Source organism: Streptomyces sp. GESEQ-4, assembly GCF_017948455.1.
In the GTDB taxonomy this organism is placed as follows: domain Bacteria; phylum Actinomycetota; class Actinomycetes; order Streptomycetales; family Streptomycetaceae; genus Streptomyces.
In genome coordinates this window covers 134,419-158,491 of record NZ_JAFFSU010000015.1, presented here as the reverse complement: position 1 = coordinate 158,491, position 24,073 = coordinate 134,419, and the positions used below count along the sequence as shown (strand labels likewise).

The 24,073-nt window shown below is 70.4% G+C and carries 19 protein-coding genes; 6 read left to right on the top strand and 13 right to left on the bottom strand.

Going from position 1 to position 24,073, the window contains the following annotated elements; all coding sequences use genetic code 11:
- Positions 1–183 precede the first annotated feature (183 nt).
- Positions 184–849, top strand: coding sequence for a bifunctional DNA primase/polymerase (locus KCH48_RS27175; protein ID WP_210577435.1), 666 nt, complete (start codon positions 184–186; stop codon positions 847–849).
- Positions 850–930: 81 nt separating this feature from the next.
- Here KCH48_RS27175 and ftsY read toward each other — a convergent pair whose 3' ends face one another.
- A complete protein-coding gene (gene ftsY, locus KCH48_RS27170; RefSeq protein WP_210577433.1) occupies positions 931–2,142 on the bottom strand; it encodes a signal recognition particle-docking protein FtsY in 1,212 nt (403 codons plus the stop codon).
- 173 nt (positions 2,143–2,315) lie between these two features.
- Here ftsY and KCH48_RS27165 point away from each other — a divergent pair, with 173 nt between their 5' ends.
- A complete protein-coding gene (locus tag KCH48_RS27165; RefSeq protein ID WP_210577431.1) occupies positions 2,316–3,296 on the top strand; it encodes an LLM class flavin-dependent oxidoreductase in 981 nt (326 codons plus the stop codon).
- Positions 3,297–3,323: 27 nt separating this feature from the next.
- Here KCH48_RS27165 and KCH48_RS27160 read toward each other — a convergent pair whose 3' ends face one another.
- From KCH48_RS27160 to KCH48_RS27145, 4 genes are all read right to left on the bottom strand, one after another.
- A complete protein-coding gene (locus tag KCH48_RS27160) occupies positions 3,324–4,742 on the bottom strand; it encodes a sugar porter family MFS transporter (RefSeq protein WP_210577429.1) in 1,419 nt (472 codons plus the stop codon).
- Between the two features lie 226 nt (positions 4,743–4,968).
- Positions 4,969–8,553, bottom strand: a complete 3,585-nt coding sequence (gene smc, locus KCH48_RS27155; protein ID WP_210577427.1) for a chromosome segregation protein SMC — start codon at positions 8,551–8,553, stop codon at positions 4,969–4,971.
- 229 nt (positions 8,554–8,782) lie between these two features.
- Positions 8,783–9,016 carry a hypothetical protein gene (locus KCH48_RS27150; protein WP_210577425.1) on the bottom strand — a complete coding sequence of 78 codons (234 nt, stop codon included), beginning with the start codon at positions 9,014–9,016 and terminating at the stop codon, positions 8,783–8,785.
- Between the two features lie 380 nt (positions 9,017–9,396).
- On the bottom strand, positions 9,397–9,678 hold the full coding sequence (locus KCH48_RS27145; protein WP_210577423.1) for an acylphosphatase: 282 nt from the start codon (positions 9,676–9,678) through the stop codon (positions 9,397–9,399).
- A gap of 161 nt (positions 9,679–9,839) precedes the next feature.
- Between KCH48_RS27145 and KCH48_RS27140 the strand changes: the two genes are divergently transcribed.
- Complete coding sequence (locus KCH48_RS27140) at positions 9,840–10,964, top strand: CAP domain-containing protein (protein WP_210577422.1); 1,125 nt, start codon at positions 9,840–9,842, stop codon at positions 10,962–10,964.
- 49 nt (positions 10,965–11,013) lie between these two features.
- On the top strand, positions 11,014–11,415 hold the full coding sequence (locus KCH48_RS27135) for a helix-turn-helix domain-containing protein (protein ID WP_210577420.1): 402 nt from the start codon (positions 11,014–11,016) through the stop codon (positions 11,413–11,415).
- Here the strand turns inward: KCH48_RS27135 and mutM are convergent.
- The 8 genes from mutM to recG form a co-directional block, all read right to left on the bottom strand.
- On the bottom strand, positions 11,388–12,248 hold the full coding sequence (mutM, locus tag KCH48_RS27130; RefSeq protein ID WP_210577413.1) for a bifunctional DNA-formamidopyrimidine glycosylase/DNA-(apurinic or apyrimidinic site) lyase: 861 nt from the start codon (positions 12,246–12,248) through the stop codon (positions 11,388–11,390). The two genes, KCH48_RS27135 and mutM, sit on opposite strands and share 28 nt — an antisense overlap.
- An 80-nt stretch (positions 12,249–12,328) precedes the next feature.
- Positions 12,329–13,183, bottom strand: coding sequence for a ribonuclease III (gene rnc, locus KCH48_RS27125; protein ID WP_210577558.1), 855 nt, complete (start codon positions 13,181–13,183; stop codon positions 12,329–12,331).
- Between the two features lie 19 nt (positions 13,184–13,202).
- Positions 13,203–13,376: a 50S ribosomal protein L32 gene (gene rpmF / locus KCH48_RS27120; protein ID WP_073491177.1), complete on the bottom strand. Its 174-nt coding sequence runs from the start codon at positions 13,374–13,376 to the stop codon at positions 13,203–13,205.
- Positions 13,377–13,378: 2 nt separating this feature from the next.
- On the bottom strand, positions 13,379–14,026 hold the full coding sequence (locus KCH48_RS27115; RefSeq protein ID WP_210577557.1) for a DUF177 domain-containing protein: 648 nt from the start codon (positions 14,024–14,026) through the stop codon (positions 13,379–13,381).
- Between the two features lie 144 nt (positions 14,027–14,170).
- Positions 14,171–15,244 (bottom strand): ATP synthase F0 subunit B, encoded by a 1,074-nt coding sequence (locus KCH48_RS27110; RefSeq protein WP_210577411.1) that lies wholly within the window; start codon positions 15,242–15,244, stop codon positions 14,171–14,173.
- 157 nt (positions 15,245–15,401) lie between these two features.
- Complete coding sequence (coaD, locus tag KCH48_RS27105) at positions 15,402–15,881, bottom strand: pantetheine-phosphate adenylyltransferase (RefSeq protein WP_307840961.1); 480 nt, start codon at positions 15,879–15,881, stop codon at positions 15,402–15,404.
- Between the two features lie 26 nt (positions 15,882–15,907).
- Positions 15,908–16,495: a 16S rRNA (guanine(966)-N(2))-methyltransferase RsmD gene (gene rsmD, locus KCH48_RS27100; RefSeq protein WP_210577402.1), complete on the bottom strand. Its 588-nt coding sequence runs from the start codon at positions 16,493–16,495 to the stop codon at positions 15,908–15,910.
- 79 nt (positions 16,496–16,574) lie between these two features.
- On the bottom strand, positions 16,575–18,773 hold the full coding sequence (gene recG, locus KCH48_RS27095) for an ATP-dependent DNA helicase RecG (RefSeq protein ID WP_210577393.1): 2,199 nt from the start codon (positions 18,771–18,773) through the stop codon (positions 16,575–16,577).
- A 167-nt stretch (positions 18,774–18,940) separates the two neighbouring features.
- Here recG and KCH48_RS27090 point away from each other — a divergent pair, with 167 nt between their 5' ends.
- Positions 18,941–20,770 (top strand): HSP90 family protein, encoded by a 1,830-nt coding sequence (locus KCH48_RS27090; RefSeq protein WP_210577555.1) that lies wholly within the window; start codon positions 18,941–18,943, stop codon positions 20,768–20,770.
- Positions 20,767–24,054, top strand: coding sequence for a tetratricopeptide repeat protein (locus tag KCH48_RS27085; protein ID WP_210577391.1), 3,288 nt, complete (start codon positions 20,767–20,769; stop codon positions 24,052–24,054). The genes KCH48_RS27090 and KCH48_RS27085 overlap by 4 nt, the downstream gene beginning before the upstream one ends.
- The last annotated feature ends 19 nt before the right edge of the window (positions 24,055–24,073 follow it).

Here is a 24,073-nt window from a genome sequence, read left to right as displayed (position 1 = left end):
ACGCGATTCACTTGACATAGGACGGCCAGGAGTGGGCGGAACGGTGCACTCAGGGGCGCACGCAGCCGGGCGCACCACCCCGGGCCGCTCGAAGGCGCCGCTCGGCACGGAGGCGAGGACACGGTCAGTCACATTCCGGGTCGGTCTCGTAACCACCGGTGCGTCGGACCCGTTGGAGGGGGCATGGGCTTCACGATCGGCAGCAGTCGGGGCATCCGCGACATCCGGTCCGGCTCGCGCCGCCGCGGCCGCACATCGGAGTGCACCGCCGTGGCCGAGTTCACCGGGCTCTGGGGCTGGGACGTGGTGCCGGGCGCGCGGGCCGCGGCGGGCGCCTGCTCCTGCGGCCACTCCGACTGCCGCGCGCCGGGCGCACATCCGCTGGACTTCGCGCCGGAGCTACCCGCCGGCGCGACCCTCGACCAAGTGACCGAGTCCTGGGGCGAGTTCCCCGGCGCCTCGGCGATGCTGCCGGTCGGCCGGACGTTCGACGTCATCGAGGTCGCCGAGCCCGCCGGACGCCACGCCCTGGCCCGGCTGGAACGCATGGGCCTGCCCGTCGGCCCGGTCACCGCGACCCCCGAGGGCCGCGCCCACTTCTTCGTCGCCCCCGGCGCCGCCACCGAGCTCCCCGAGCTGCTCTACCGCATGGGCTGGGACGACCCGACCTCCCTCGACCTGCACGGCCTCGGCCCGGGTACGTACATCACCGCCCCGCCGTCCGACCGGGCCGGCCTGGGCCCGGTGCGCTGGCTGCGCTCCCCCGAGCTGGACTCGGCGACCCGCCCGCCGGAGGCCCGGCTGCTGCTGGGCACGCTGGCGTACGTGGCGCACAGGTCCCGGGCGTAGGCGTACACAGCGAAGCGCCCGACCCCCAACTGCACCTTGGGAGGCGGGCGCTTCTGCACATACCAACTTTGGTAGGTGGGGTCACTCTCCGATAAGGGCGTCAATGAACGCCTCCGGCTCGAACGGCGCCAGATCATCCGCACCCTCGCCGAGGCCGACCAGCTTGACCGGCACGCCCAGCTCGCGCTGCACGGCGATCACGATGCCACCCTTGGCCGTGCCGTCCAGCTTGGTCAGGACGATGCCGGTGATGTCGACGACCTCGGCGAAGACGCGGGCCTGCACCAGACCGTTCTGGCCGGTGGTGGCGTCCAGCACGAGCAGCACCTCGTCCAGCGGAGCGTGCTTCTCCACGACGCGCTTGACCTTGCCGAGCTCATCCATGAGGCCGGTCTTGGTGTGCAGGCGCCCGGCGGTGTCGATGAGGACGACGTCGGAGCCCATCTCCTTGCCCTCCTTGACCGCGTCGAAGGCGACGGAGGCGGGGTCGCCGCCCTCGGGCCCGCGGACGGTGTACGCGCCGACCCGCTCACCCCAGGTCTGCAGCTGATCGGCGGCGGCGGCACGGAAGGTGTCGGCGGCACCCAGGACGACGCTGTTGCCGTCGGCGACCAGTACCCGGGCGAGCTTGCCGGTGGTGGTGGTCTTGCCGGTGCCGTTGACGCCGACGACCATCACGATGCCGGGCTTGCGGTCCTCCGGCTCGGTCTTCACGACGCGGTCCAAGTCGGTGCCGACCAGCTTGAGCAGCTCCTCGCGCAGCAGGCCGCGCAGTTCCCCGGGCGTCCGGGTCCCGAGCACCTTGACGCGCTCACGCAGCGCGTCGACCAGCTCCTGGGTGGGCTGCACACCGACGTCGGCGGTGAGCAGGATGTCCTCGATCTCCTCCCAGGTGTCCTCGTCGAGGTGCTCGCGCGACAGCAGCGTGAGCAGCCCCTTGCCGAGGGCGTTCTGGGAGCGGGAGAGCCGGGCGCGCAGGCGCACCAGACGCCCCGCGGTGGGTTCCGGGACCTCGATCTCGGTCGGCGGAAGCTCTTCGACGACGGGCGGTTCCTGGACGGCGGCCGGGGCCGAGCCGTCGGGAAGGTCCACCTCCTCTATCGTGCGGCGCGGTTCCTCGCGCGGCGTTTCGGCCTCGTCGCCGACGTGCGGCTCGGCCGGAGGGGCGGTGATGTCGGGCGCGGCGGGGGGCGGCGGGGGCAGCGGCTTCTTGCGCCGGGTGCCGACGATGAGCCCACCGAGCGCAGCGAGCACGACCACGGCGATGACTACAGCAAGGATGACGGTTTCCATAACGCGTCCAGTATCAGCCATCGGGCTCCGCGGGACCCAGCTTGTAGTTTCCTCCAAGGAGCGGAGTCGCCCTCCTGCCGCTGCTCGCGGACCGGGGAACCCGCACCCCTGGATGTCTGACGCCCCGTCAGCTACCGTCCCCCTTCGCATCCACCGCCGAAGGGGGACTTCCCATGCCCGTCACGGTCGTACGTTTCAACCTCGTCGAGCCCGGCGCGACCCCCGCCTCGCTCAGCGCCCGCTACAAGGCGGCGCTGGAGATGGCCGCGTACGCCGACGATCACGGCATCACCACCGTGCAGACCGAGGAGCACCACGGCGCCGCGAACAACTGGCTGCCGTCGCCCTTCGCCTTCGCGGGAGCCGTCTTCGGCGCCACCCGGAAGATCGCGGTGACGGTCTCGGCGATCATCGGACCGCTGCACGACCCGCTGCGGCTGGCCGAGGACATCGCCGTACTGGATCTGCTGAGTGGCGGACGGCTGGTGACCGTCGCCGGGATCGGCTACCGGCCCGAGGAATACGCCCTGTTCGACGTGGAGTGGAAGCGGCGGGGGCGGCTCCAGGACGAACTCCTCGAGACCCTCCTCAAGGCCTGGACCGGCGAGGAGTTCGAGTACCGGGGCCGTACGGTACGGGTCACCCCGCGCCCGTTCACCGAGCCGCACCCCCTCCTCCTGGTCGGCGGCTCCTCGCAGGCCGCCGCCCGCCGGGCCGCCCGGCTCGGCCTGCCGTTCTTCCCCAGCGCCCATCTGCCGGAGCTGGAGACGTACTACAAGGAACGGCTCGTCGAGTACGGCACCGAGGGCTGGACCATGATGCCCGCGACCGAGCAGCCGCTGCTGCACATCGCCGAGGACCCGGACCGGGCATGGAGCGAGTACGGCGACCACTTCCTGCACGAGGCGCGGACGTACGCCTCCTGGCAGTCCGGCGGTATACGGTCCGCGGTCAAGTCGGGGGCCACCACCGTGGACGAATTGCGCGCCGAGGGCGTCTACCGGATCCTCACGCCGGACGAGTGCGTGGCGCAGGGGCTCGACAACTATGTGCTGCATCCGCTGTCGGGCGGGATGCCGGTGGAGGAGGGGTGGCGCAGCCTGCGGCTGTTCTGCGACAACGTACTGCCCCGGCTCAATGACCTCGAAGGCTGAGCCGGGGCGGTACGTCTCTTACGAGGCTCAGCCCATCTCCTCCAGTGCCTTGCCCTTCGTCTCCTTCACGTACTTGAGGACGAACGGGATGGAGAGCGCGGCGAAGGCCGTGTAGATCATGTAGGTGACGGAGAGGTTCCAGTCGGCCAGCGACGGGAAGCTCGCGGTGATGGCCCAGTTGGCGATCCACTGTGCGGCGGCGGCCACGCCCAGGGCGGCGGCGCGGATCTTGTTCGGGAACATCTCGCCGAGGAAGACCCAGACGACCACACCCCAGGACAGGGCGAAGAAGAGGACGAAGATGTGGGCGGCGATCAGGGCGATCCAGCCCTGCGTGGCCGGCAGCTTGCCGTCGACGAGGTGGAAGGAGAACGCCCAGGCCTCCAGCGCGAGGCCGATCACCATGCCGACGGAGCCGATGAGGGCCAGCGGCTTACGGCCGATGCGGTCCACCAGGAGCATCGCGATCACGGTGCCGACGATGTTGATGATCGACGTCGTGAAGGAGTAGAAGAACGAGTCCGTCGGGTCGACGCCGACCGACTGCCACAGGGTCGAGGAGTAGTAGAACGCGACGTTGATGCCGACGAACTGCTGGAAGACCGACAGGCCGATACCGATCCAGACGATCGGCTTGAAGAAGAAGGAGCCGCCGAGCAGGTCCTTGAAGCTCGACTTGTGCTCGCTGTTCATGCCGTGCTCGATCTCGGCGATCCGGGCGTCGAAGTCGACGTCCTTGCCCTCGACCTCGGCGAGGATCCCGCGGGCCTGCTCGTGCTTGCCGACGGAGATCAGATAACGCGGGGACTCGGGGATGGCGAAGGACAGCAGGCCGTAGATGACGGCCGGGATCACCATGACGCCGAGCATGACCTGCCAGGCCTCCAGGCCCAGGATCTTGCCGCGCTGGTCGCCGTCGGCTGCGTTGAGCAGAGCCCAGTTGACCAGCTGCGAGACGGCGATGCCGATGACGATCGCGGCCTGCTGGAAGGAGCCGAGCCGTCCGCGGTACTCGGCCGGGGCGACCTCGGCGATGTAGGCGGGGCCGATCACGGAGGCCATGCCGATGGCGAAGCCGCCGACGACCCGCCAGAAGGCGAGGTCGTACAGGGCGAAGGGCAGCGCCGAACCCACGGCGCTGACGGTGAACAGCACGGCGGAGATCTGCATGCACCGGATACGTCCGATGCGGTCGGCGATCCGGCCGGCGGTGGCGGCGCCGATGGCACAGCCGATCAGGGCGATGGCGATGACCTGCGCCAGCGCCGCGGAGCCGATGTCGTAGCGGTCGCGAATGGCCTCGACGGCGCCGTTGATCACGGAGCTGTCGTAGCCGAAGAGGAAGCCGCCCATCGCGGCCGCCGCGGCGATGAAGACGACGCGCCCGAGATGTTCGGGATGAGCCTTGGCGGCTCCTGACTTGGGTGCCTGCGCTGTGCTGGTCACGTGTACTCCTCGGGCCACCGGCAACGCTGCCGGTTGGGGTCAGCCCTTCGAGGTCCATCAGAAGGTACCTGAAGGTAAAAGCAACGTTGCTCAGGCTATGCCTTCAAGTTTCGAAGTCAATATGACCTTGTTAAGAGAATGCACCGCAGGTGTGAGGGGCTTGAGTTCAAGAGTTGAAGGGATGATCCCCAAATCGCTGGTCAGAACCGGTGTAGGCGGCACGTATTTAGCGCAGCCGCTGAGAGATGACCTTCGACACACCGTCGCCCTGCATGGAGACGCCGTACAGCGCGTCGGCGACCTCCATCGTCCGCTTCTGGTGGGTGATCACGATCAGCTGCGAGGCTTCCTGCAGCTCCTGCATGATGCGGATCAGCCGCTGCAGGTTGGTGTCATCGAGCGCGGCCTCGACCTCGTCCATCACATAGAACGGGCTGGGGCGGGCCTTGAAGATCGACACGAGCATCGCGACGGCGGTCAGTGAGCGCTCGCCACCGGAGAGCAGGCTGAGCCGCTTGACCTTCTTACCCGGAGGACGTGCCTCGACATCGACGCCCGTGGTGAGCATGTTGTCGGGATCGGTGAGGATCAGCCGCCCGTCGCCACCCGGGAAGAGCCGGCTGAAGACGCCCTCGAACTCGCGGGCCGTGTCCCGGAAGGCCTCGGTGAAGACCTGCTCGACGCGCTCGTCGACCTCCTTGACGACCTGGAGCAGGTCGGCACGGGTCTTCTTCAGGTCCTCCAGCTGCTCGCTGAGGAACTGGTGCCGCTCCTCCAGCGCCGCGAACTCCTCCAGCGCCAGCGGGTTGACCTTGCCGAGCTGCTGATAGGCCCGCTCGGCGGACTTGAGCCGCTTCTCCTGCTCGGCCCGGACGAACGGCTTGGGCTGGTTGCGGGGGTGCTCGGGGTCCTCCGGCAGCTGCTCCCCCTCCGCCGGGAGCGAGGGCGGGACGAGCTGATGCGGGCCGAACTCGTCGACGAGCCCGGCCGGCTCGACCCCCAGCTCCTCCAGCGCCTTGGTCTCCAGCTGCTCGATCCGCATCCGCTTCTCAGCGCCGAGCACTTCGCCGCGGTGGACGGAGTCGGTCAGCTTGTCCAGCTCGGACTTGAGGTCGCGCCCCGCGTTACGGGCGACGGTCAGCTCCTGCTCACGCCGCGCCTTGGCGGTCTCGGCGGCGGTGCGTTCCGCGTCGGCACGGGTGAGGGAGACCTCGACGTGCGCGAGCAGCTGCCGCGCACCGGAGGCGACGGCTTCCGCGACGGCCGCCTCGTGCCGCATCCGCGCCCGCCGCTGCTCGGCACGCGCGCGTGCGTCGCGCTCCGCCCGGGCGGCGCGGTCGAGGGAGTCGGCGCGGCCGGCCAGCCCCTTGACCCGCTCCTCGTGCGTACGGACCTGGAGGCGGGCCTCCATCTCGGTCTGGCGTGCGTTGGCGCCGTCGGCGGCGAGCCGATCCCGTACGGAGGTGTCGGGCTCCTCCTCGACCGGCATCTCCTCGGCGACGGCGAGCCGTTCGGCCAGCTCCTCGGCTTCTTCCACGGCCTTGTCGAGCGCCTCCTGCGCACGCGCCGCCGCCGCGGCGGACCGCTCGGCCTCCCCTGCGGCGCCGCGCGCCTGACCGGCGAGCCGTCCGAGCTGCTGCGCCACGGCCGACTTCTCCCGGTCGGCGGCCCTGCGCCGCTCCCCCACGGCTTCGACGAGTGCGGCGCACTCCTTACGGCGCTCGGTCGCCGCGTGCTGCGCCTCGGTGAGTTCCTCGCACCGCACGGCCAGCTCTTCCAGCTCGGCGGCGGCCTCGTCCACGGAGGCCTGCACTTCGAGGAGGCTGGGCGCTCCGGCGGAGCCGCCGTGCGCGAAGTGGGCGCCCAGGAGGTCGCCTTCGGCGGTTACGGCGGTGAGGTCGGGGTGGGCGTAGACGAGCTCTTCGGCGTCTTCGAGGGTGCTTACGACGACGATGCGGTGCAGTAGCCGTCTCACGGCCGGCATGAGGTCGGACGGGCCGCGGACCAGCTCGGCAGCGTGCTGTAGTCGGGCGTCTGCAGGCTCGTTGTGGCTGGTCGCGCCGTTCCCCGCGCCCCTTTGGGGCGCGTCTGGTTCACCGGCGAGCAGGAGCGCCGCCCTTCCGCCGTCCTGTTTGCGCAATAGGCGGATTGCGTCGGCCGCGGCGGACGGGGACGTCACCGCGATCGCGTCCGCCGCCGCTCCGAACGCGGCTGCCAGCGCGACCTCGTATCCCGGCGTCACCGTGAGCAGCTCCGCGGCCGGACCGAGCAGACCCGTGAGCCGGTCCTTCGCTCCCAGCAGCGCACCTGTTCCGTCCTTGCGTCGCAGGCCCATCGCCAGCGCCTCGTGGCGGGCCCGGGTGGCGGCGCGTTTGCGTTCCGCTGCTGTGGCCGCCTCGCGGGCCGCCGTCAGCGCGGCTTCCGCCTCGGTCAGTGCTGTCTTGGCCGCTTCGTGCTGCTCGCCGAGTTCCGCGTCGTCCGCGTCCAGGCCGTCGACCTCGGCCTTCAGGGTCTCGTACTCCTCCTGGGCGGCGACGGCGCGTTCCTGGGCCTCGTCGCGGGCGGCGGCGAGGCGGTCGATCTCGGCCTGGGCGGAGGCGGCACGCGAACGGGCCGCGTTGACCTGGCCGTTCAGCCGGGCGAGGCTCTCACGGCGGTCGGCGATGGAGCGGGCGACGTCCTTCAGCCGCCGTTCCTCCATGGCCAGCTCGCGCTCCAGGTCGGCGCGGTGCGCGACCGTGTCGTCCAGCGCCCGCTCGGCCGCCTCCAGGGCCGCTTCGAGCTCGGCCTCCTGCTCACGGATCCGGTTGGCCTCGCGCTCCATGTCCTCGGGGTCACGGCCCCGGCGCTCGTCCGGCGGCGCGGAAGTGGCGCTCTTCACCCGGGCGTCGGCCAGCGAGATCGTGCCGCGGACGCGTTCGGCGAGCTGGGAGAGTTCGTACCAAGTCTGCTGGGCGCGCTGGAGTCGCGGAGTGAGCTGCCGTACCTCGTCCTCCAGGAGCGCCTCCCGCTGGAGCGCCTTCTTCAGCTCCAGTTCGGCGGCTTCCTTACGTTCCTTCAGCGCGGCCTCGTCGGCGACCTCGGCGTTGAGCGCCTCTCGGAGTCGTACGAGATCGTCGGCGAGCAGGCGGAGGCGGGCGTCGCGGAGGTCGGCCTGGATGACGGCGGCCCTGCGCGCGACCGCCGCCTGGCGGCCCAGGGGCTTCAGCTGTCTGCGCAACTCGTCCGTCAGGTCCTGTACGCGCGCGAGGTTGGCCTGCATCGCGTCCAGCTTCCGGAGGGCCTTCTCCTTGCGCTTGCGGTGTTTCAGCACACCGGCGGCCTCTTCGATGAAGGCCCTGCGCCCCATCGGGTCCGCGTGCAGTACGGAGTCGAGCTGGCCCTGGCCGACGATGACGTGCATCTCGCGGCCGATGCCGGAGTCGGAGAGGAGTTCCTGGATGTCGAGCAGGCGGCAGGTGTCGCCGTTGATCTGGTACTCGCTGCCGCCGTTGCGGAACATGATCCGCGTGATGGTGACCTCGGCGTACTCGATGGGCAGCGCGCCGTCGGAGTTGTCGATGGTGAGGGACACCTCGGCGCGGCCGAGCGGCGGGCGGCCGGTGGTGCCGGCGAAGATGACGTCCTCCATCTTGCCGCCGCGCAGCGACTTGGCGCCCTGTTCACCCATGACCCAGCTGAGCGCGTCCACCACATTGGACTTGCCCGAGCCGTTCGGTCCTACGACACACGTGATCCCCGGCTCGAACCGGAGCGTGGTCGCCGAGGCGAACGACTTGAACCCACGGAGGGTCAGGGCCTTGAGGTGCACGCCGCTGGACTCTACCTCCCGCCGGTATCTCGGACCCCGAACCCTGGGGCACCCCCGCGGTTTCACCCATGAACGTGCAGGGCACACCAGACGTTAAAGAGGGTGAAAGGATGCGCGGGAGCAAGAAAGAAGGGACGCCGAAGCGTCCCTTGCAAACTCTGACAACTCAGCGGTTGATACGGGCAGCCCAACCACTGCTGTCGTTGTGTGGTGCTGTGTGATGCAGTGATCAGGTGAGCGCAGGCTCCGCCTGGTGTGCGTCAATGCTCTCCATGACCCTGTCGTGAGAGTCCATGCTCTCCATGATCCTGTCGTGAGAAGCGGCAGCCGTCAGCGAGTCGTTCTCCGCCTGGATTCGTCCGAGCTCGGATTCCAGGTCCTGGACACGCTGCTGGAGCCGTCGCATCTCGGCGAGGAGTCGAGGGTCGGAGCCGCCGACGTAACCGAGAAGCGCCTTTGCCATGATGGATGGTCCTCCACAATGAGTGACCGACCGATGCGGTGTGGGTCGTGAGGGATTCGCACCCGCGGTGCTTGGCACTGTTGAGTTGTGCTGCCGTTCTTCATGCCAAACAGCTAAGGTGCGCGGGGCTTTCAGCGTCTCACCAAAAAGTTTGACGGTCAACACGATCACGCCCTGCTTTGGCGGGCATCCCGGGGGCGCGCGGCCGTGAAATCGGCGGCGCTGCTGCTCCTGCGGGCCCCTCAGGGCGTGACGATCATCCTTGCGTGCGGAGCCTGCCATGGCAACCGGTTCTTGGCAACCACCAGGCTCTTTCTGCTCGGGGCAGCTGCCGGTGGCATGTACCTCCGCTTCCACCTGGGCCGCTTTACAGAAATCACTCAGCGGATCGAGAAGCCGTCGTAGCCGCCGCGGGGTGTGTCCCAGATCTCGGTGACTCCGTCGACGCGGCCGGGCGTGTCGGCGCCCCCGAGCCAGTCGAGGAGCCGTTGGCACGCTCCGCGCGGGCCCTCCGCGACCACCTGGACCCGTCCGTCCTCCAAATTGAGAGCAAAACCACTCAGGCCGCCGATCTCGAGCGCCTTGGCCCGGGTGAACCAGCGAAAACCCACACCTTGGACGCGTCCACGCACCCAGGCGACCAACCGCACATCCTCGCTCATGAGGGCAACCTAACGGGCCAATGTCTCTCACGACACTTCCTCACCCTGCGCCATGCGGTACCGTCCAGCCCCAATGAATCTCATATGAAACTCACTCGATCGAGTGAGGTTGCGTTGACCGCACGGGCGAGTCGACCGCACAGGACGAGGAAGGCAAGGACATGGGACGCCACCGACGCTCAGCCGCCGGCCGCGCCGCCACGGGCCGCGCCACGGGGGTCACAGAAACGTACCGTTCCCGCACAGGGAGCCACGGCCCGCAGGACTCGTACGACGCATACGACGCGTACGCGGCAGACCGTTCCACCCCGGGCAGGGCGCCCTACCTGAACACTGAGGCGCCCTACCTCGGCACCGAGGCGTATGCCGAGACCACCGCGCGCAGCGAGCGCTACCTCTTCGCCTCGGACGAGGACTACCGCGTCGTCTTCCCCGACGCCGCACCCGGCGGGGGTGGCCGGCGAGGCGCTGGGCACCGCCGCAAGAAGAAGTCGGTGCGTCCGGTGCGTGCCGGACTGCTCGGCGTCTCCGCCGCGGTCGCCATCGGCACGGTCGCGGTGGCCACGGGTGTGGTGCCCGGCGTGGAGAACTACCAGCTCGGTGGCGGCAGCGACAGCAGCGACAACGTGCAGGCCGTGGACACGCCCTCGAACAGCGCGACCGAGCAGGGCGGCACGTCCGGCGCCGCCGAGGGCCGCGAGACCGACGAGTCGGCGAGCCGGGACAACGAGCGTGCGGCCTCGCCGGCGCCCTCCGGCTCGGCGTCCACGGCGCCGACCGAGACTCCGTCCGAGAAGCCGAAGGCCCCGCCGGCCAAGACCAAGAAGCCGAAGCCCACCCCCACCCCCTCGCGCCCGGCCACCAAGGCGCCGGAGAAGGACACCGGCGCCCCGGTGACGGTGTCCGCCGAGGCCAGGGCCGAGGCCGAGGTGCTCAAGCTCGTGAACCAGGAGCGGGCGAAGGTGGGCTGCAGCCCGGTCTCCGCGAACAGCGCGCTGGCCCAGCTGGCCCGGGGCTTCAGCGACGCCATGGCCGACCTGGGCTTCTTCGACCACACCGACCCGGGCGGAGCCACTCCGTGGGACCGGGCCGAAGCAGCCGGGATAGCCGACCTCGGCGGCGAGAACATAGCCCGCGGCCAGGTGGACGCGGCCGCCGTCATGGAGGCCTGGATGAACAGCCCCGGTCACAAGGCCAACATCCTGAACTGCGACTTCAAGACGCTGGGCGTGGGTGTCCACCTCGGGTCCGGTGGGCCGTGGTGGACACAGAACTTCGGGTACTGAGACGTAGCACTAACTTCTGGTTAGCGCTGCACCCGAGTACGCTTGAGGCATGGACATCACGCAGGAGCGGACGGCCGAGCAGGAGCTGCCGTTCAACGTGTTCGCGAAGGCCTGCCCCTCGCGCGGCACGCTGGAGCACATCACGGGCCGCTGGGGCGGACTGACGCTCGGCGCGCTGTACGAGGGGTCGCTGCGCTTCAACGAGCTGCGCCGCCGCGTGGACGGTGTGAGCGAGAAGATGCTGTCCCAGACGCTGCACGCACTGGAGCGCGACGGCCTGGTGCACCGCGAGGCCCAGCCGACCAACCCGCCCCGCGTGGACTACGAACTGACCCCGCTCGGCCGCGAGGTCGCCGAGCGCCTGCTGGCCCTCATCCATTTCGTGGAGGGCCGCATGGACGACGTGCTCACCGCACGGACGCGCTACGACGAGACGCGCGGCGCCCGCTGACACGTCGGGCAGAAGTAGCTCGACCGGTTCATCCAGGCGCGGCGGCGCATCGGCGTACCGCACCTCTTGCAGGGCAGTCCCTCACGGCCGTACGCGTCGAGTGATCGGTCGAAGTAGCCCGACTCCCCGTTGACGTTGACGTAGAGGCTGTCGAAGCTGGTGCCGCCCACCGCCAGGGCCGCGTTCATCACGTCCCGTACGTGGCCCAGGAGTTCGGCGGTGCGCGGGCGGGTGAAGGTCGACGTGGGGCGCTCGTAGTGGAGGCGGGCGCGCCAAAGGGCCTCGTCCGCGTAGATGTTGCCGACGCCGCTGATCAACGACTGGTCGAGCAGGGCCCGTTTGATGGTGGTGCGCTTGCGGCGCAGCGCCTGGTGGAAGGCCTCGTCGTCGAAGAGGGGGTCGAGCGGGTCGCGGGCGATGTGCGCGATGACGTCGGGCAGGCCTGCGGGGGTGTTGTCGTGCAACGACAGCCCGCCGAAGGTGCGTTGGTCGACGAAGCGGAGTTCGGTGGCGAGGTCGTCGGCGAATCTCACCCGGATCCTGAGGTGCTTCTCGTCGGGTGCCGTCTGCGGCTGGACCAGCAGCTGGCCGCTCATGCCGAGGTGGGCCAGGATCGACTGGTCCGTGTCCTCAAGGGGCAGCCACAGGTACTTGCCGCGGCGGCTGGGGGTGCCGATGCGGTGGCCCTTGAGGCGGTGTACGAAGTCGTCGGCGCCGGCGAGATGGCGGCGAACCGCGCGTGGGTGGAGGACCTCGGCGTCGGTGACGGTGCGATGGGCGACCCACCGCGCAAGGCCCCGCCGTACGACCTCGACCTCGGGCAACTCGGGCATGGGGTCTCCCGTATCGAGCCGGTGTACGAGCCGAGCGCCCGCCCCGCGAGGCGGGGCGGGCGCTCGTCCTGCGCTGTTCGTCAGGCGGAGGCCTGCGCCTCGTCGGCGCCGCCGGTGGCTTCCGCCACCTCGGCCTCGGCCGCTTCGGCTTCCGCCACTGCGGCCTTGACCGCTTCGACTTCCGCCGCGGCGACCTTGGCAGCCTTGGCACGCTCGTCCGCGGCGGCCTTGATGGCCCGCCACGCGGACTCAGCTGCCTGCTGCTCCGCCTCCTTCTTGCTGCGGCCGGTGCCGGTGCCGTACGAGACGCCTCCGACGCGGGCGGCAGCAGTGAAGGTCTTCTCGTGATCGGGGCCGGTCTCCGTGACCAGGTACTCGGGTACGCCGAGCCCCTCGGTCGCGGTGAGCTCCTGGAGACTGGTCTTCCAGTCCAGGCCGGCTCCGAGATTCGATGACTTTTCGATCAGTGGGTCGAACAGTCGGTGGACCAGCTCTGACGCCGAGTCCAGACCCTGATCGAGATAGACCGCGCCGATCACCGCTTCCAGGGTGTCGGCGAGGATGGATGCCTTGTCCCGTCCGCCCGTGCCCTCTTCACCGCGGCCGAGCCGGATGAAGGAGCCCAGGTCGAGACCGCGGCCGACCTCCGCCAGCGCACGCGAGTTGACCACCGCGGCCCGCAACTTGGCCAGCTGGCCTTCGGGCAGGTCGGGGTGGGTGCGATACAGCGTGTCCGTGACGACGAGGCCGAGCACGGAGTCCCCAAGGAACTCCAGCCGCTCGTTCGTCGGCAGACCGCCGTTCTCGTATGCGTAGGACCGGTGGGTCAGCGCACGCACCAGAAGGGCGGACTCGAGCTTGTACCCGAGCCGCCCTTCCAACAGCGTGTGGGACGAGGCCGTGGTCTCCGCAGAGTTCTTCTTCGGCGTGGACACAGTGCCTCTCACCAGCCGCTCAGACCTCGAGGACCTGGCGCTTGTTGTATGTGCCGCAAGACGGGCACGCGATGTGCTGCAGCTTGGGCTCGTGGCAGCGCTCGCACGCAACCAGGTTGGGGACCGCAGCCTTCCACTGCGACCGGCGGTGGCGCGTGTTGCTGCGCGACATCTTCCGCTTCGGAACAGCCACGGCTACTTCTCCTGCTTCTCGTCGGCGCGTGCTGACTGAGTCGCGCCGCCGCTCATCTCGTCCTTCTCGCCGTCTCCGAGTGAACCGGCGAGTCCCTGCAGTGCCGCCCAACGAATGTCGACGGCGTCGTGATGGTGGTCCGGGTCGTCCGCAAGGCGTACGCCGCACTCGGCGCACAGACCTGGGCAGTCTTCCTGGCACACCGGCTGCATCGGCAGTGCGAGCACCACCGCATCGCGCAGCACGGGTTCGAGGTCGAACAGACCGTCCTCGATGAAGAGCCTGTCCTCGTCTTCCTCGGCGTCGTCGGCCGGCTCCGCTTTGACGCGGCCCCGGTCGTCGGCGTCAGGGTACGAGAACATCTCCTGGAAGTCCGCTTCGAGCGCCAGCTCGAGCGGCTCCAGACACCTTACGCACTCCCCCTCGGCCTGTGCACGGGCGGTGCCTGTGACAAGCACACCTTCCATGACCGACTCGAGCCGGAGCTCGAGCTCCACCGGTGCGCCTTCCGGCACTCCGATGACTCCCTGGATCCCGAGATCCTTGGGAGCTCCGATCTCGCGGGTCAGGCGCTGCAGCGCACCAGGCCGCCGACCCAGCTCGTGCGTGTCGAACACGAGAGGGTTGCGGTGGTCGAGGCGGGCTGTCACGCCGTTCCTGCTTTCGATCTTCGAGCTCAGAGGGACGCCGCCCTTGATGTCTCCCGGGCAGCATTGATCGCGGACGTACACGCGACCGAAGAGCCAGGATACTGGACCTTTCGCTCTCGTCCCAATCCGCTGGGCACCGGGGCCTCAGCCGTTGCCGCGCCCCTGCTCGTAGGCCCGCAGCTGCTCGGCACTGATCATGCCGGTGTCGAAGAGGCTGGTCTCGTCGAGGGCGTAGCCCTGCTGGGCCTGCTGGGGCTCTTGAGCCTGCTGTGGGACCTGGTTCGGGTCGTACGCCTGCTGCTGGGCGTCGTAGCCCTGGTAGGCGTACGGGTCGGCCTGCTGGTAGCCGTAGGCGTCCTGCTGGGCGTAGGCCTGCTGCTGGTAGCCGCCGCCGTACGGGTCCTGCTGCGCGGTCTGCTGGTAGCCGTACGCCGGCTGCGGCTGGCCGTAGTCCGGCTGCTGGGGCTGTTCGGGCTGGTGCGGGGCCTGGGCGTCCTGCTCGGCGAGGGCCGCGAGGCCGGTGAGGTAGTCGGCGTCGCTGGAGTGCTGGACGGTGCTGATGTCGTCGGCGAGGGCGCCGAGGTCGTCCGAGGCGATACGGCCGTGCAGCTTCTGCCGGCCGCGGCCGACGGCTTCCAGGGTCTTGGCGAGGACCGCCTCGAAGGCGCCCAGCTTGACGCCCACGTACTCGTCGGCGGTGCGGCGCAGCGTCTCGGGGTCGTGGCTGCGCTCGGGGGCGTCCTCGTCCTCGTAGCCCTGCTCGTCGAGGCCGGGTCCGGTGCCGAGGAGCTTCTCACGGCCGCGGCCGACCGAGCCGAGGGTCTTGGTGAGGACGACCTCGAAGTTGGCGAGCTTGGAGTCGACGTACTCGTCGGCCTCGGCGCGGATCTCCTCGGCCTCCTTGCGGGCTTCGGCGAGGATGCGGTCGGCCTCGCTCTGGGAGCGGCGGGCGACCTCGGTGTCGGAGATCAGCGAGCCGCGCTCGGCGTGCGCGGTCTGGATGATCCGCTCGGCCTCCTGGCGGGCCTGCTCGACCATCTGCTCACGGCCGCCGATCAGCTCCTGGGCCTGCGCGAGGGAGCCGGGCAGCGCCTCGCGCACCTCTTCGAGCAGCGCGAGCAGGTCGGCGCGGTTGACCACGCACGAGGCCGACATGGGCATCGACCGGGCACTGGAGACCGCGGCGACGATCTCGTCGAGCTTCTTCTGCACGTCCACCGTGTGCTCGCCACTCTCTACAGCTGTGATGGAGACGGACGGGTCGACTGTACGGCCATGGGGTGCCCGCCGGACAGCGGGTGACGGATTGTCAGCTTCCGGGGGATTTTCCGGGGGTTTCCCCAGTCGTTTTCCGGGCGCCCGTGATACGGCCCGCTCAGTCCTTCTTCAGGCGCTCGGCAAGGGCCTCGAAGACCACCGGCGGGACCAGGTGGGAGACGTCTCCGCCCCAGGTCGCGACCTCCTTGACCAGGGAGGACGACAGGAAGCTGTAGGTGGGGTTGGTCGGCACGAAGAGCGTCTCGACGCCGGAGAGGCCGTTGTTCATCTGGGCCATCTGCAGCTCGTAGTCGAAGTCGCTGACCGCGCGCAGGCCCTTCACGATGGCGGGGATGTCGCGTTCCTTGCAGAAGTCGACGAGCAGGCCGTGGAAGGCCTCGATCCGGACGTTCTCGAATTCGGCGGTGACCTGGCGGATCAGGTCGATCCGCTCGTCGATCTCGAACAGGCCCTTCTTGGACTTGTTGATCATCACCGCGACGTAGACCTCGTCATACAGCCTGGAGGCACGGCCAATGATGTCGAGGTGTCCGTTGGTGATCGGGTCGAACGACCCGGGACAGACGGCGCGGCGCACTTGAGATCCCTCGCTCTCCGGTCCGGTCATCGTGCGTCTTCGCACGTAGAGGCGGCGCGACCGTACCAAAACGTCCCCTCGCCGTAGCGACGGGCCCGGATCGCGTCGAAACCGGGCGGCCAGCCGAACTCGCCGCCTCTGGTACTGCGCTCCACGGTGACGAGGGCCTCCGGCGCTAGCCAGCCCTCGGTGCGGAGTGTGAGCAGGATCTCCCGAAGATCGTGATCTGAGACTCGGTACGGCGGATCGAGGAAGACGATGTCGTACGGCTGTTCAGGCGGCGTTGTGCGGATGATCTGTTCTGCTTTACCTGCCCGGACTTCGGCGCCTGGGAGGCCGAGGTTCTTCACGTTCTCCCGGACGACACGGGCGGCGCGGGCGTCCGCCTCGACGAGGAGGACATGGCCCGCGCCTCGGGACAGGGCTTCCAGGCCCACGGCGCCGGATCCCGCGTACAGGTCGAGGACCCGCTCGCCGGCCAGGGGGCCGCCGAGGAGGGACTGCCAGGTGGAGAAGAGACCTTCGCGTGCGCGGTCGGAGGTGGGGCGCGTGCCGGTTCCCGGGGGGACGGCTAGGCGACGTCCGCCGGCTGCGCCGGCGATCACGCGGGTCATCTTGGGTCCTTCATCGTGGGCGGCTTTACGTTCAGTGTGGCTGGTCGCGCAGTTCCCCGCGCCCCTGAGGTCAGACCGCTCATCCCTTTTCCAAGTACTGCTCTCTCTCCTCGTCCAAGAGGGCTTCCAGGGCTGTTCGTAGGCCGGGAAGTGTTGTCAGCTCGGGGTCTGCCGCTACCACCGCCGCCGCTTCGTCCCTCGCCTCCGCGATGATCTCCTCGTCCTCTATGACGGCGAGCATGCGCAGGCTGGTGCGGGCGCCGGACTGGGCCTGGCCTAGGACGTCGCCCTCGCGGCGTTGTTCGAGGTCGATGCGGGAGAGTTCGAAGCCGTCGAGGGTGGCGGCTACGGCGTTGAGGCGCTGGCGGGCGGGGCTGGCTTCCGGCATCTCGGTGACCAGGAGGCAGAGCCCCGGCGCGGAGCCTCGGCCCACTCGGCCGCGCAGCTGGTGGAGCTGGGAGACGCCGAAGCGGTCGGCGTCCATGATCACCATGGCGGTGGCGTTGGGGACGTTCACGCCGACCTCGATGACCGTGGTGGCGACCAGGACGTGGGTCTCGCCGGCGGCGAAGCGGCGCATGACCGCGTCCTTGTCGTCGGGGTGCATACGGCCGTGCAGGACCTCGACCCCGAGGCCTTGCAGGGGGCCTTTGGCGAGTTGGTCGGCCATGTCCAGGACGGCGAGCGGCGGGCGCTTCTCGGCCTCGTCCTCGGGGGACTTCTTCTTTTTCGGGTCCTCCTCCTCGTCGCCGATCCGCGGGCACACGACGTACGCCTGATGCCCCTTGCCGACCTCCTCGCGCACCCGCTCCCAGGCCCTGGCGAGGAAGTGCGGCTTGTCGGCGGCCGGGACGACATGGCTGGCGATCGGTGAGCGCCCGGCGGGGAGCTGGTCGAGGACGGAGGTCTCCAGGTCGCCGAAGACGGTCATGGCGACGGTGCGCGGGATGGGCGTGGCGGTCATGACGAGGAGGTGGGGCGGCTGCTTGCCCTTGCCGCGCAAGGCGTCGCGCTGCTCGACGCCGAAGCGGTGCTGTTCGTCGACGACGACCAGGCCGAGGTCGTGGAACCGCACCTTGTCCTCGATCAGCGCATGCGTGCCGATCACGATCCCGGCCTCGCCGGTGACCAGGTCGAGCAGCGCTTGGCGGCGGGCGGCGGCGCCCATCGAGCCGGTGAGCAGGACGACCTTGGTCCCCTGGTCGGCACCGCCCAGCATTCCGCCCTCGGCCAGCTCGCCCATCATCTCGACGACCGAGCGGTGGTGCTGCTGGGCGAGCACTTCGGTGGGGGCGAGCATCGCGGCCTGACCGCCCGCGTCGACGACGGCGAGCATGGCACGGAGGGCGACCAGGGTCTTTCCGGATCCGACCTCCCCTTGGAGCAGCCGGTGCATCGGGTGCTCGGTCGCGAGGTCGCCGAAGATCTCCTTGGAGACCTTCTGCTGGCCTTCGGTGAGGGTGAAGGGGAGGCGGTCGTCGAAGGACGTGAGGAGGCCGTCCGGCTTGGGTTTGCGGGCTACCGCCGGGAGTTGGGCGTCGGCGTGGCGGCGGCGGGCGAGGGCGACCTGGAGGACGAAGGCCTCGTCCCACTTGAGGCGGGAGCGGGCGTCGGCGATGTCCGCCTTGGTGTGGGGGCGGTGGATCTTGAGCAGGGCCTCGGGGAGGGGGACCAGGCCGCGGCCTTCGCGGAGGGTGTCCGGGAGGGGGTCGAGAGCCTCCTGGGCGCTGGGCAGGACCGTCTGGATCGCCTTGCCGATCTTCCAGGACTCCAGTTTGGCGGTGGCGGGGTAGATGGGGATGAGGGCGCCGGCCCACGTCTCGACGGTTTCCTCCGCGTCGCCGAGCAGCAACTCGTACGCCGGGTGGGCCAGTTGGAGGCGGCGGTTGAAGACGGAGACCTTGCCCGCGAACATCGCGCGTGTGCCCGGCAGCAGTTCCTTGTGGGGCTTGTGAACGCCGTGACCGAAGAAGACCAGTTGGAGTCGGCCGCTGCCGTCGGTGATGGTGACTTCGAGGCGCTGGCCCTTGCCCCGGGGAGCCTTGGACGAGGCGAAGGTGTGCAGCCGGGCGTCGGCGACCATGGCGACCACCGTCACGTGCTCGTCCATGGGGAGGTCGGCCAGGTGTGTGAGCTGGCCCCGCTCCTCATATCTGCGCGGGTAGTGGTGCAGAAGGTCGCCGACAGTGTGCAGGCCGAGATGCTCGGCCATCACCTTCGCGGTGGCGGGGCCGAGCACCTTTTTCAGTGGTTCTTCCAGTGCGGGCACGAGATCCATTGCACACCACACCACTGACAATGCCGTAGATGTCTCCGGAAACCCCTGGTCAGGCGGCTCGTTCCGGCCATAGGATGACGCGCTCCGGCCATCCTTTCCGCGGTCACCGCCTCAACGGGACCGCCCGACCCCGCGCCGTCGCCCTTCCCCCCACCGGCGCCGTGACGATGGACTCCCAGACCTCACAGTCATCCCAGGCACCCCAGTCACCTCATACGTTCCAGGTCGACCTGCGCGGTCTGGTGGACCTGCTCTCCCATCACCTCTACTCCAGTCCCAAGGTCTATCTGCGGGAACTGCTGCAGAACGCCGTCGACGCCATCACCGCGAGACGTGCCGAACAGCCCGACTCCCCGGCCCGCGTGCGGCTGTACGCGGACGGCGGGACCCTGCGCGTGGAGGACTCCGGGATCGGGCTCACCGAAACGGACGTGCACAACCTCCTCGCCACGATCGGCCGCAGCTCGAAGCGGGCGGAGGGGCTGCAGGAGGCCCGGTCCGAGTTCCTCGGCCAGTTCGGCATAGGCCTGTTGGCCTGTTTCGTCGTCGCCGAGCGGATCCGGGTCGTCAGTCTGAGCGCCCGTACGCCCGGTGCGGCGCCCGTGGAGTGGACCGCGGCGGACGACGGCTCGTACACCGTACGGAGCCTGCCGCCGGACGCCCGCACCGAACCGGGCACCACCGTGCACCTGGTGGCGCGGCCCGGCGCCGGGGAGTGGCTGACCGAGGAGCGGGTGCTCGCGCTGGCCCGGGACTTCGGGTCCCTGCTGCCGTACGACGTCCGGGTCGGCGACGAGGCGATCACGGACCTGCCCGCGCCCTGGGACCGTACGTACCCCTCCCCCGCCACCCGAAGGGTGGCCCTGGCCCGGCACTGCCACGAGCTGTTCGGCTTCACCCCGCTGGACGCGATCGAGCTGAACGTGCCGCTCGCCGGTGTCCGGGGGGTGGCGTACGTGCTGCCGTCCGCGGTCAGCCCGGCGCAGCGGGCGAGTCATCGCGTCCACCTCAAGGGCATGTTGCTGACCGAGCGGGCCGAACAGCTGCTGCCCGACTGGGCGTTCTTCGTGCGCTGTGTGCTCGACACCGACAGCCTGCGGCCCACCGCCTCACGCGAGTCGCTGTACGAGGACGAGACCCTCGCCGCCGTGCGGGACGCCCTCGGGGAACGGATTCGCTCGTGGCTCACGGGACTTGCTGCCGGTGATCCGGAGCGGCTGGCCGCCTTCCTGTCGGTGCACTACCTGGGCGTGAAGTCCCTTGCGCGGCACGACAAGGAGATGCTGCGCACGATGCTGCCGTGGCTGCCCTTCGAGACGACCGACGGGCGGCTGTCCCTGGAGGAGTTCGCGCAGCGGCACCCGGTGGTGCACTTCACGCGGACCGTCGAGGAGTACCGGCAGGTCGCGCCGATCGCGTCCGCGCAGGGCGTCGGGGTGATCAACGGCGGTTACACGTACGACAGTGAGCTGGTCGAGGCGCTGCCGTCGGTGCGGCCGGGGACGGTGGTCGCCGAGCTGGACGCCGACACGGTGACCGCCCATCTGGACGCGGTCGATCCGGCGGAGGAGCTGGCGTTGGCGGGGTTCCTGGCGGCGGCGCGGGCGAAGCTCGACCCGCTGGGCTGTGATGTCGTCCTGCGCGCCTTCCATCCGCTGTCCGTGCCCGCGCTGCACCTCGACGACCGGGCGGCCCGGCACGAGCAGGCCCGCGCGGAGGCCGAGGAGCAGGCGGACGATCTCTGGGCGGGCATCCTCGGTTCGCTGCGCGGCAGCGCCCCGCGCGCGCGTCTGGTGCTCAACCATCTCAGCCCGCTGATCCGCCGGATCAGTTCCCTGCGGGACCCCGAACTGATCGGCACCGCCACGGAGTCGCTGTACGGGCAGGCCCTGCTGATGGCTCAGCGGCCACTCAGGCCCGCCGACTCGGCGTTGCTGAACCGGGCGTTCATCGGCCTCCTGGAGTGGGCCACGCACAGCGAGGACGGTCAGCGATGACTGAGATCACGGACTTCGACTCCCTGCGCCGGGCGATGGCGGAGAACGGCGAGCAGCCGGAGGGCCCGGCCCGCAACGCGCGCGCGGAGCAGCTGCTCGCCGAGGCCGAGAAGCTGAACATCCCCCTTGCGGTGATCGAGGCGCTCGGGCACCAGCTGAAGGTCTACAACTACAGCTCCGAGAAGGACAAGATGTTCGTCCCCTTCGCGCGCCTGCTGCGCATGTGGGACGAACACCCCGAGGACTTCGACGAGTACGAGACCCATTCGCTGCACTGGGTCTTCAAGTGGATGTCGTCCGGCATGCTCGACCAGCCGCACATCCCGCTCGCGTCCGTCGAGAAGTGGCTCGGCGAGATGGAACACCGCTACCGGCTGGCCGGGCACTCCGAACGGGCCGTGCGCAGCGCCGAGTTCAGTGTGGCCGCGCACATCGGGGACGTCGACCGGGCCGAGCGGGCGTATGCCGCGTGGCTGGCCGCCGACCGCGACAGCATGGCCGACTGCCACGCGTGCGAGCTGCACGGGCAGGGGTGGTGGCAGGCGGAGCGGGGGCGGGACGCGGCGGCGCTGGAGCTGTGGGCGCCGGTTCTGGAGGGCGAGTTCACCTGCGCCCACGAGCCGCACTCGGTGCTGGCGTCGTCCCTGGTGCCGCTGCTGCGGCTGGGCCGCCTGGACGAGGCGCGGGCCAACCATCTGCGGGGCTTCCGGCTCGTCCGGGCCATGGAGAGCATGCGCGGCGCGTACGCGGACCATGTGGAGTTCTGCGCGCTGACCGGCAACGAGGCGCGCGGCCTGGAAATGCTCGCGGAACGGCCGGCGTACTTCACCGACACCGGGCATCCGCGCAGCAGGCTGGACTTCATGAGTGTCGTGGCCCTGCTCATGGACCGGCTGACCGAGCTGGGGCTGGGCGGCCGGCGGGTGCCGGGGCCGGCCGGGCGGGAGTGGACGGCGGGCGAACTCGCCGCCCACGCGCGCGTGGAGGCCCTCGCGCTGGCCGGGCGGTTCGACCAGCGCAACGGCACGGCGCATGTGAGCGAGCGGGCACGCGCGCGTATGGAGCGGCGGCCACTGGTGGAGCGGCTGCCGCTCGGGGTGCGCTCGGCACGTCCCGCGACGGTTCCGGTCCCGCCGGTTCCGGCGCACGATGAGTCCGTGGAGCCCGATCTGCCCGCGCTGCTGGCCGAGGCCCGGCGGCTGTCGGACACCCTGCAGCCGAACGCGATCGAGGCATGGGCGGCGGTCGCCCGGGCCGCCGAGGGTGTCGAACTGGCGCCCCGGGACCGCGCCGAGATCGCCGACCACCGCGCGATGGACCTGGGGCCCGAGGGCATAGACCTCTTCGAGCACGCCGCCGAGCTGTACGCGGAGGCGGGCGACCCCGGTGAGGCCCTCGCGGCACGCACGCGTGCGGCATACATGCGCGCCCTCGCGGGCGACACGGCCGGCGCGCTCACCGCCGTAGCGGACCCCTACGACGAGGTCCTGGCCCTCTACGCCGAGGGCGGCACCGGCCTCCCGCAGACAGCGTCGGTACTGATGGGCAAGGCCCGGATCCTGATGCGACGAGTGCACGAGGCAGACCATTCGCCGGGCGCCACAGCCCCGGACGACGACGCGCCGCCGAATACGACCGACGGCTTCCCGAACGGCGAACCAACGGGCTACGACGCACCGCAGGACGACGCAGGCTTCGTACCGGACGCGGCCGGAAGCGACGGCTTTCCGGACGGCGAGCCCCTGACCCACGGCACCCCACACGACCCAGGCCCCCTACCGGACGCAGCCAAGAATCACGCCTCCCCGGGCCGCGAAGCACCGGCCCACGGCTCCCTGCCGGACGCGGCCGGGGACGACGGCTTTCCGGACGGCGAGGTCCCGGACCACCGTTCCGCGCGGGATGGGTCCGTCGGGCGCTTCTCGGCGGATGGGCTCGGTGGTTCGTCGGCCGGGCGGGTCTTCGTCGATGCCGAAGCCGCCGCACGGGAGGTGCTGGCGCTGGTCGAAGGGCGTGCCGGGGACGATGTGCGGCTTGCGTCGCGGGCCGCGGAGGCGCAGGCGATGCTCGCGGAGCTGGCCGCGCATGCCGGGGACGTGGCGGGGGCGGCAGAGCTGTTCGCGCGGGCCGCGGCGGCATTCGTCGGGGCGGGGCTGCCCTGGTTCGCGGTGGAGTACGAGGCCCGGCTGGCGGGGCTCGCGCACCACCTGGGCGACACGGCGGAGGCCGAGCGGGCACTGCGGGCGGCGCTGGAGCACGGCGGACCGCACCTGGAGCCGGTCGGCCGGGCCCAGCTGCACCTACAGCTCGCCGAGGTGCTGGGCGGCCGGGGCCACTCCGCGGAGGCCGCCGAACATGCCCTGGACGCGGCGCACTGGGCCGACGAGGCGGGCGAGGGCCAGACGCTCGGCGCCTGGGCCCGGCATCAGCTCGGCGGGTTCCTGCTGCGCCAGGGACGGTGGGCGGAGGCCGCGGAGGTACTGGAGTCCGCGCTGCCCGACCTGACCGCCGAAACGCACGGCGACGGCGCGGTCGTACAGACGCAGTGGTGGCTCGGCGACTGCCTGAGCGAGCTCGGCGAGCACCGCGCGGCGGCCGAACGGCGGTTGCAGGCCGCCGAGATCGCCCGGCACTGGCCCGAGCAGCACGACCACGCCACGCTCGCCCATCTCGCCGCGGAGTCCCTGGGGCACGCGGGGCTGCACGACGAGGCCGACCGGGCCTACGCGCGCGCGGGCGACCTGTGGCGCGAACTCGGCAACGTGCACGGACTGGTGCGTTCCCTGCGCGCCCGCGCCTGGCTCGCGCTGCGCACGCAGGACGGGCCGGACGGGGCACGGGAGCTGATGGCGGGCGCGGTCCGCGACTGCGCGACGGCACGGGACGCGACCGCCGACGAGGAGTCACGGCAACGCCTCACCGCCGAACTCGGCCACACCCACCGGCAGTTCGGCGACCTGCTCGCCCGCTCCGCCACCGAGGACGCCGAGGACGACTCGATCAGGGCCACCCTCGAAGAAGCCCTGTGCCAGATGCTGGACGCGGTCACGGTGTTCGCCGCCGCCGGTGACGACGCCCTGCACGCCCGCACCGGCGCCGAACTCGCCGCCGGCTGGCTGGAGGCAGACCTGAGCCGCCCCGCCCAGGCCGCCGCACGCGCGCGTGCCGTGCTGGTCGCGTACGACAGTGCCGACGACGGCGACGAGACGGTACAGGCCCGGCGGGCGGAAGCGGACCAGATGCTCCAACTGATGCAGGAACAGACGGATCAGACGGAGGAATAGCGCCTTTAAAGCAATCCGG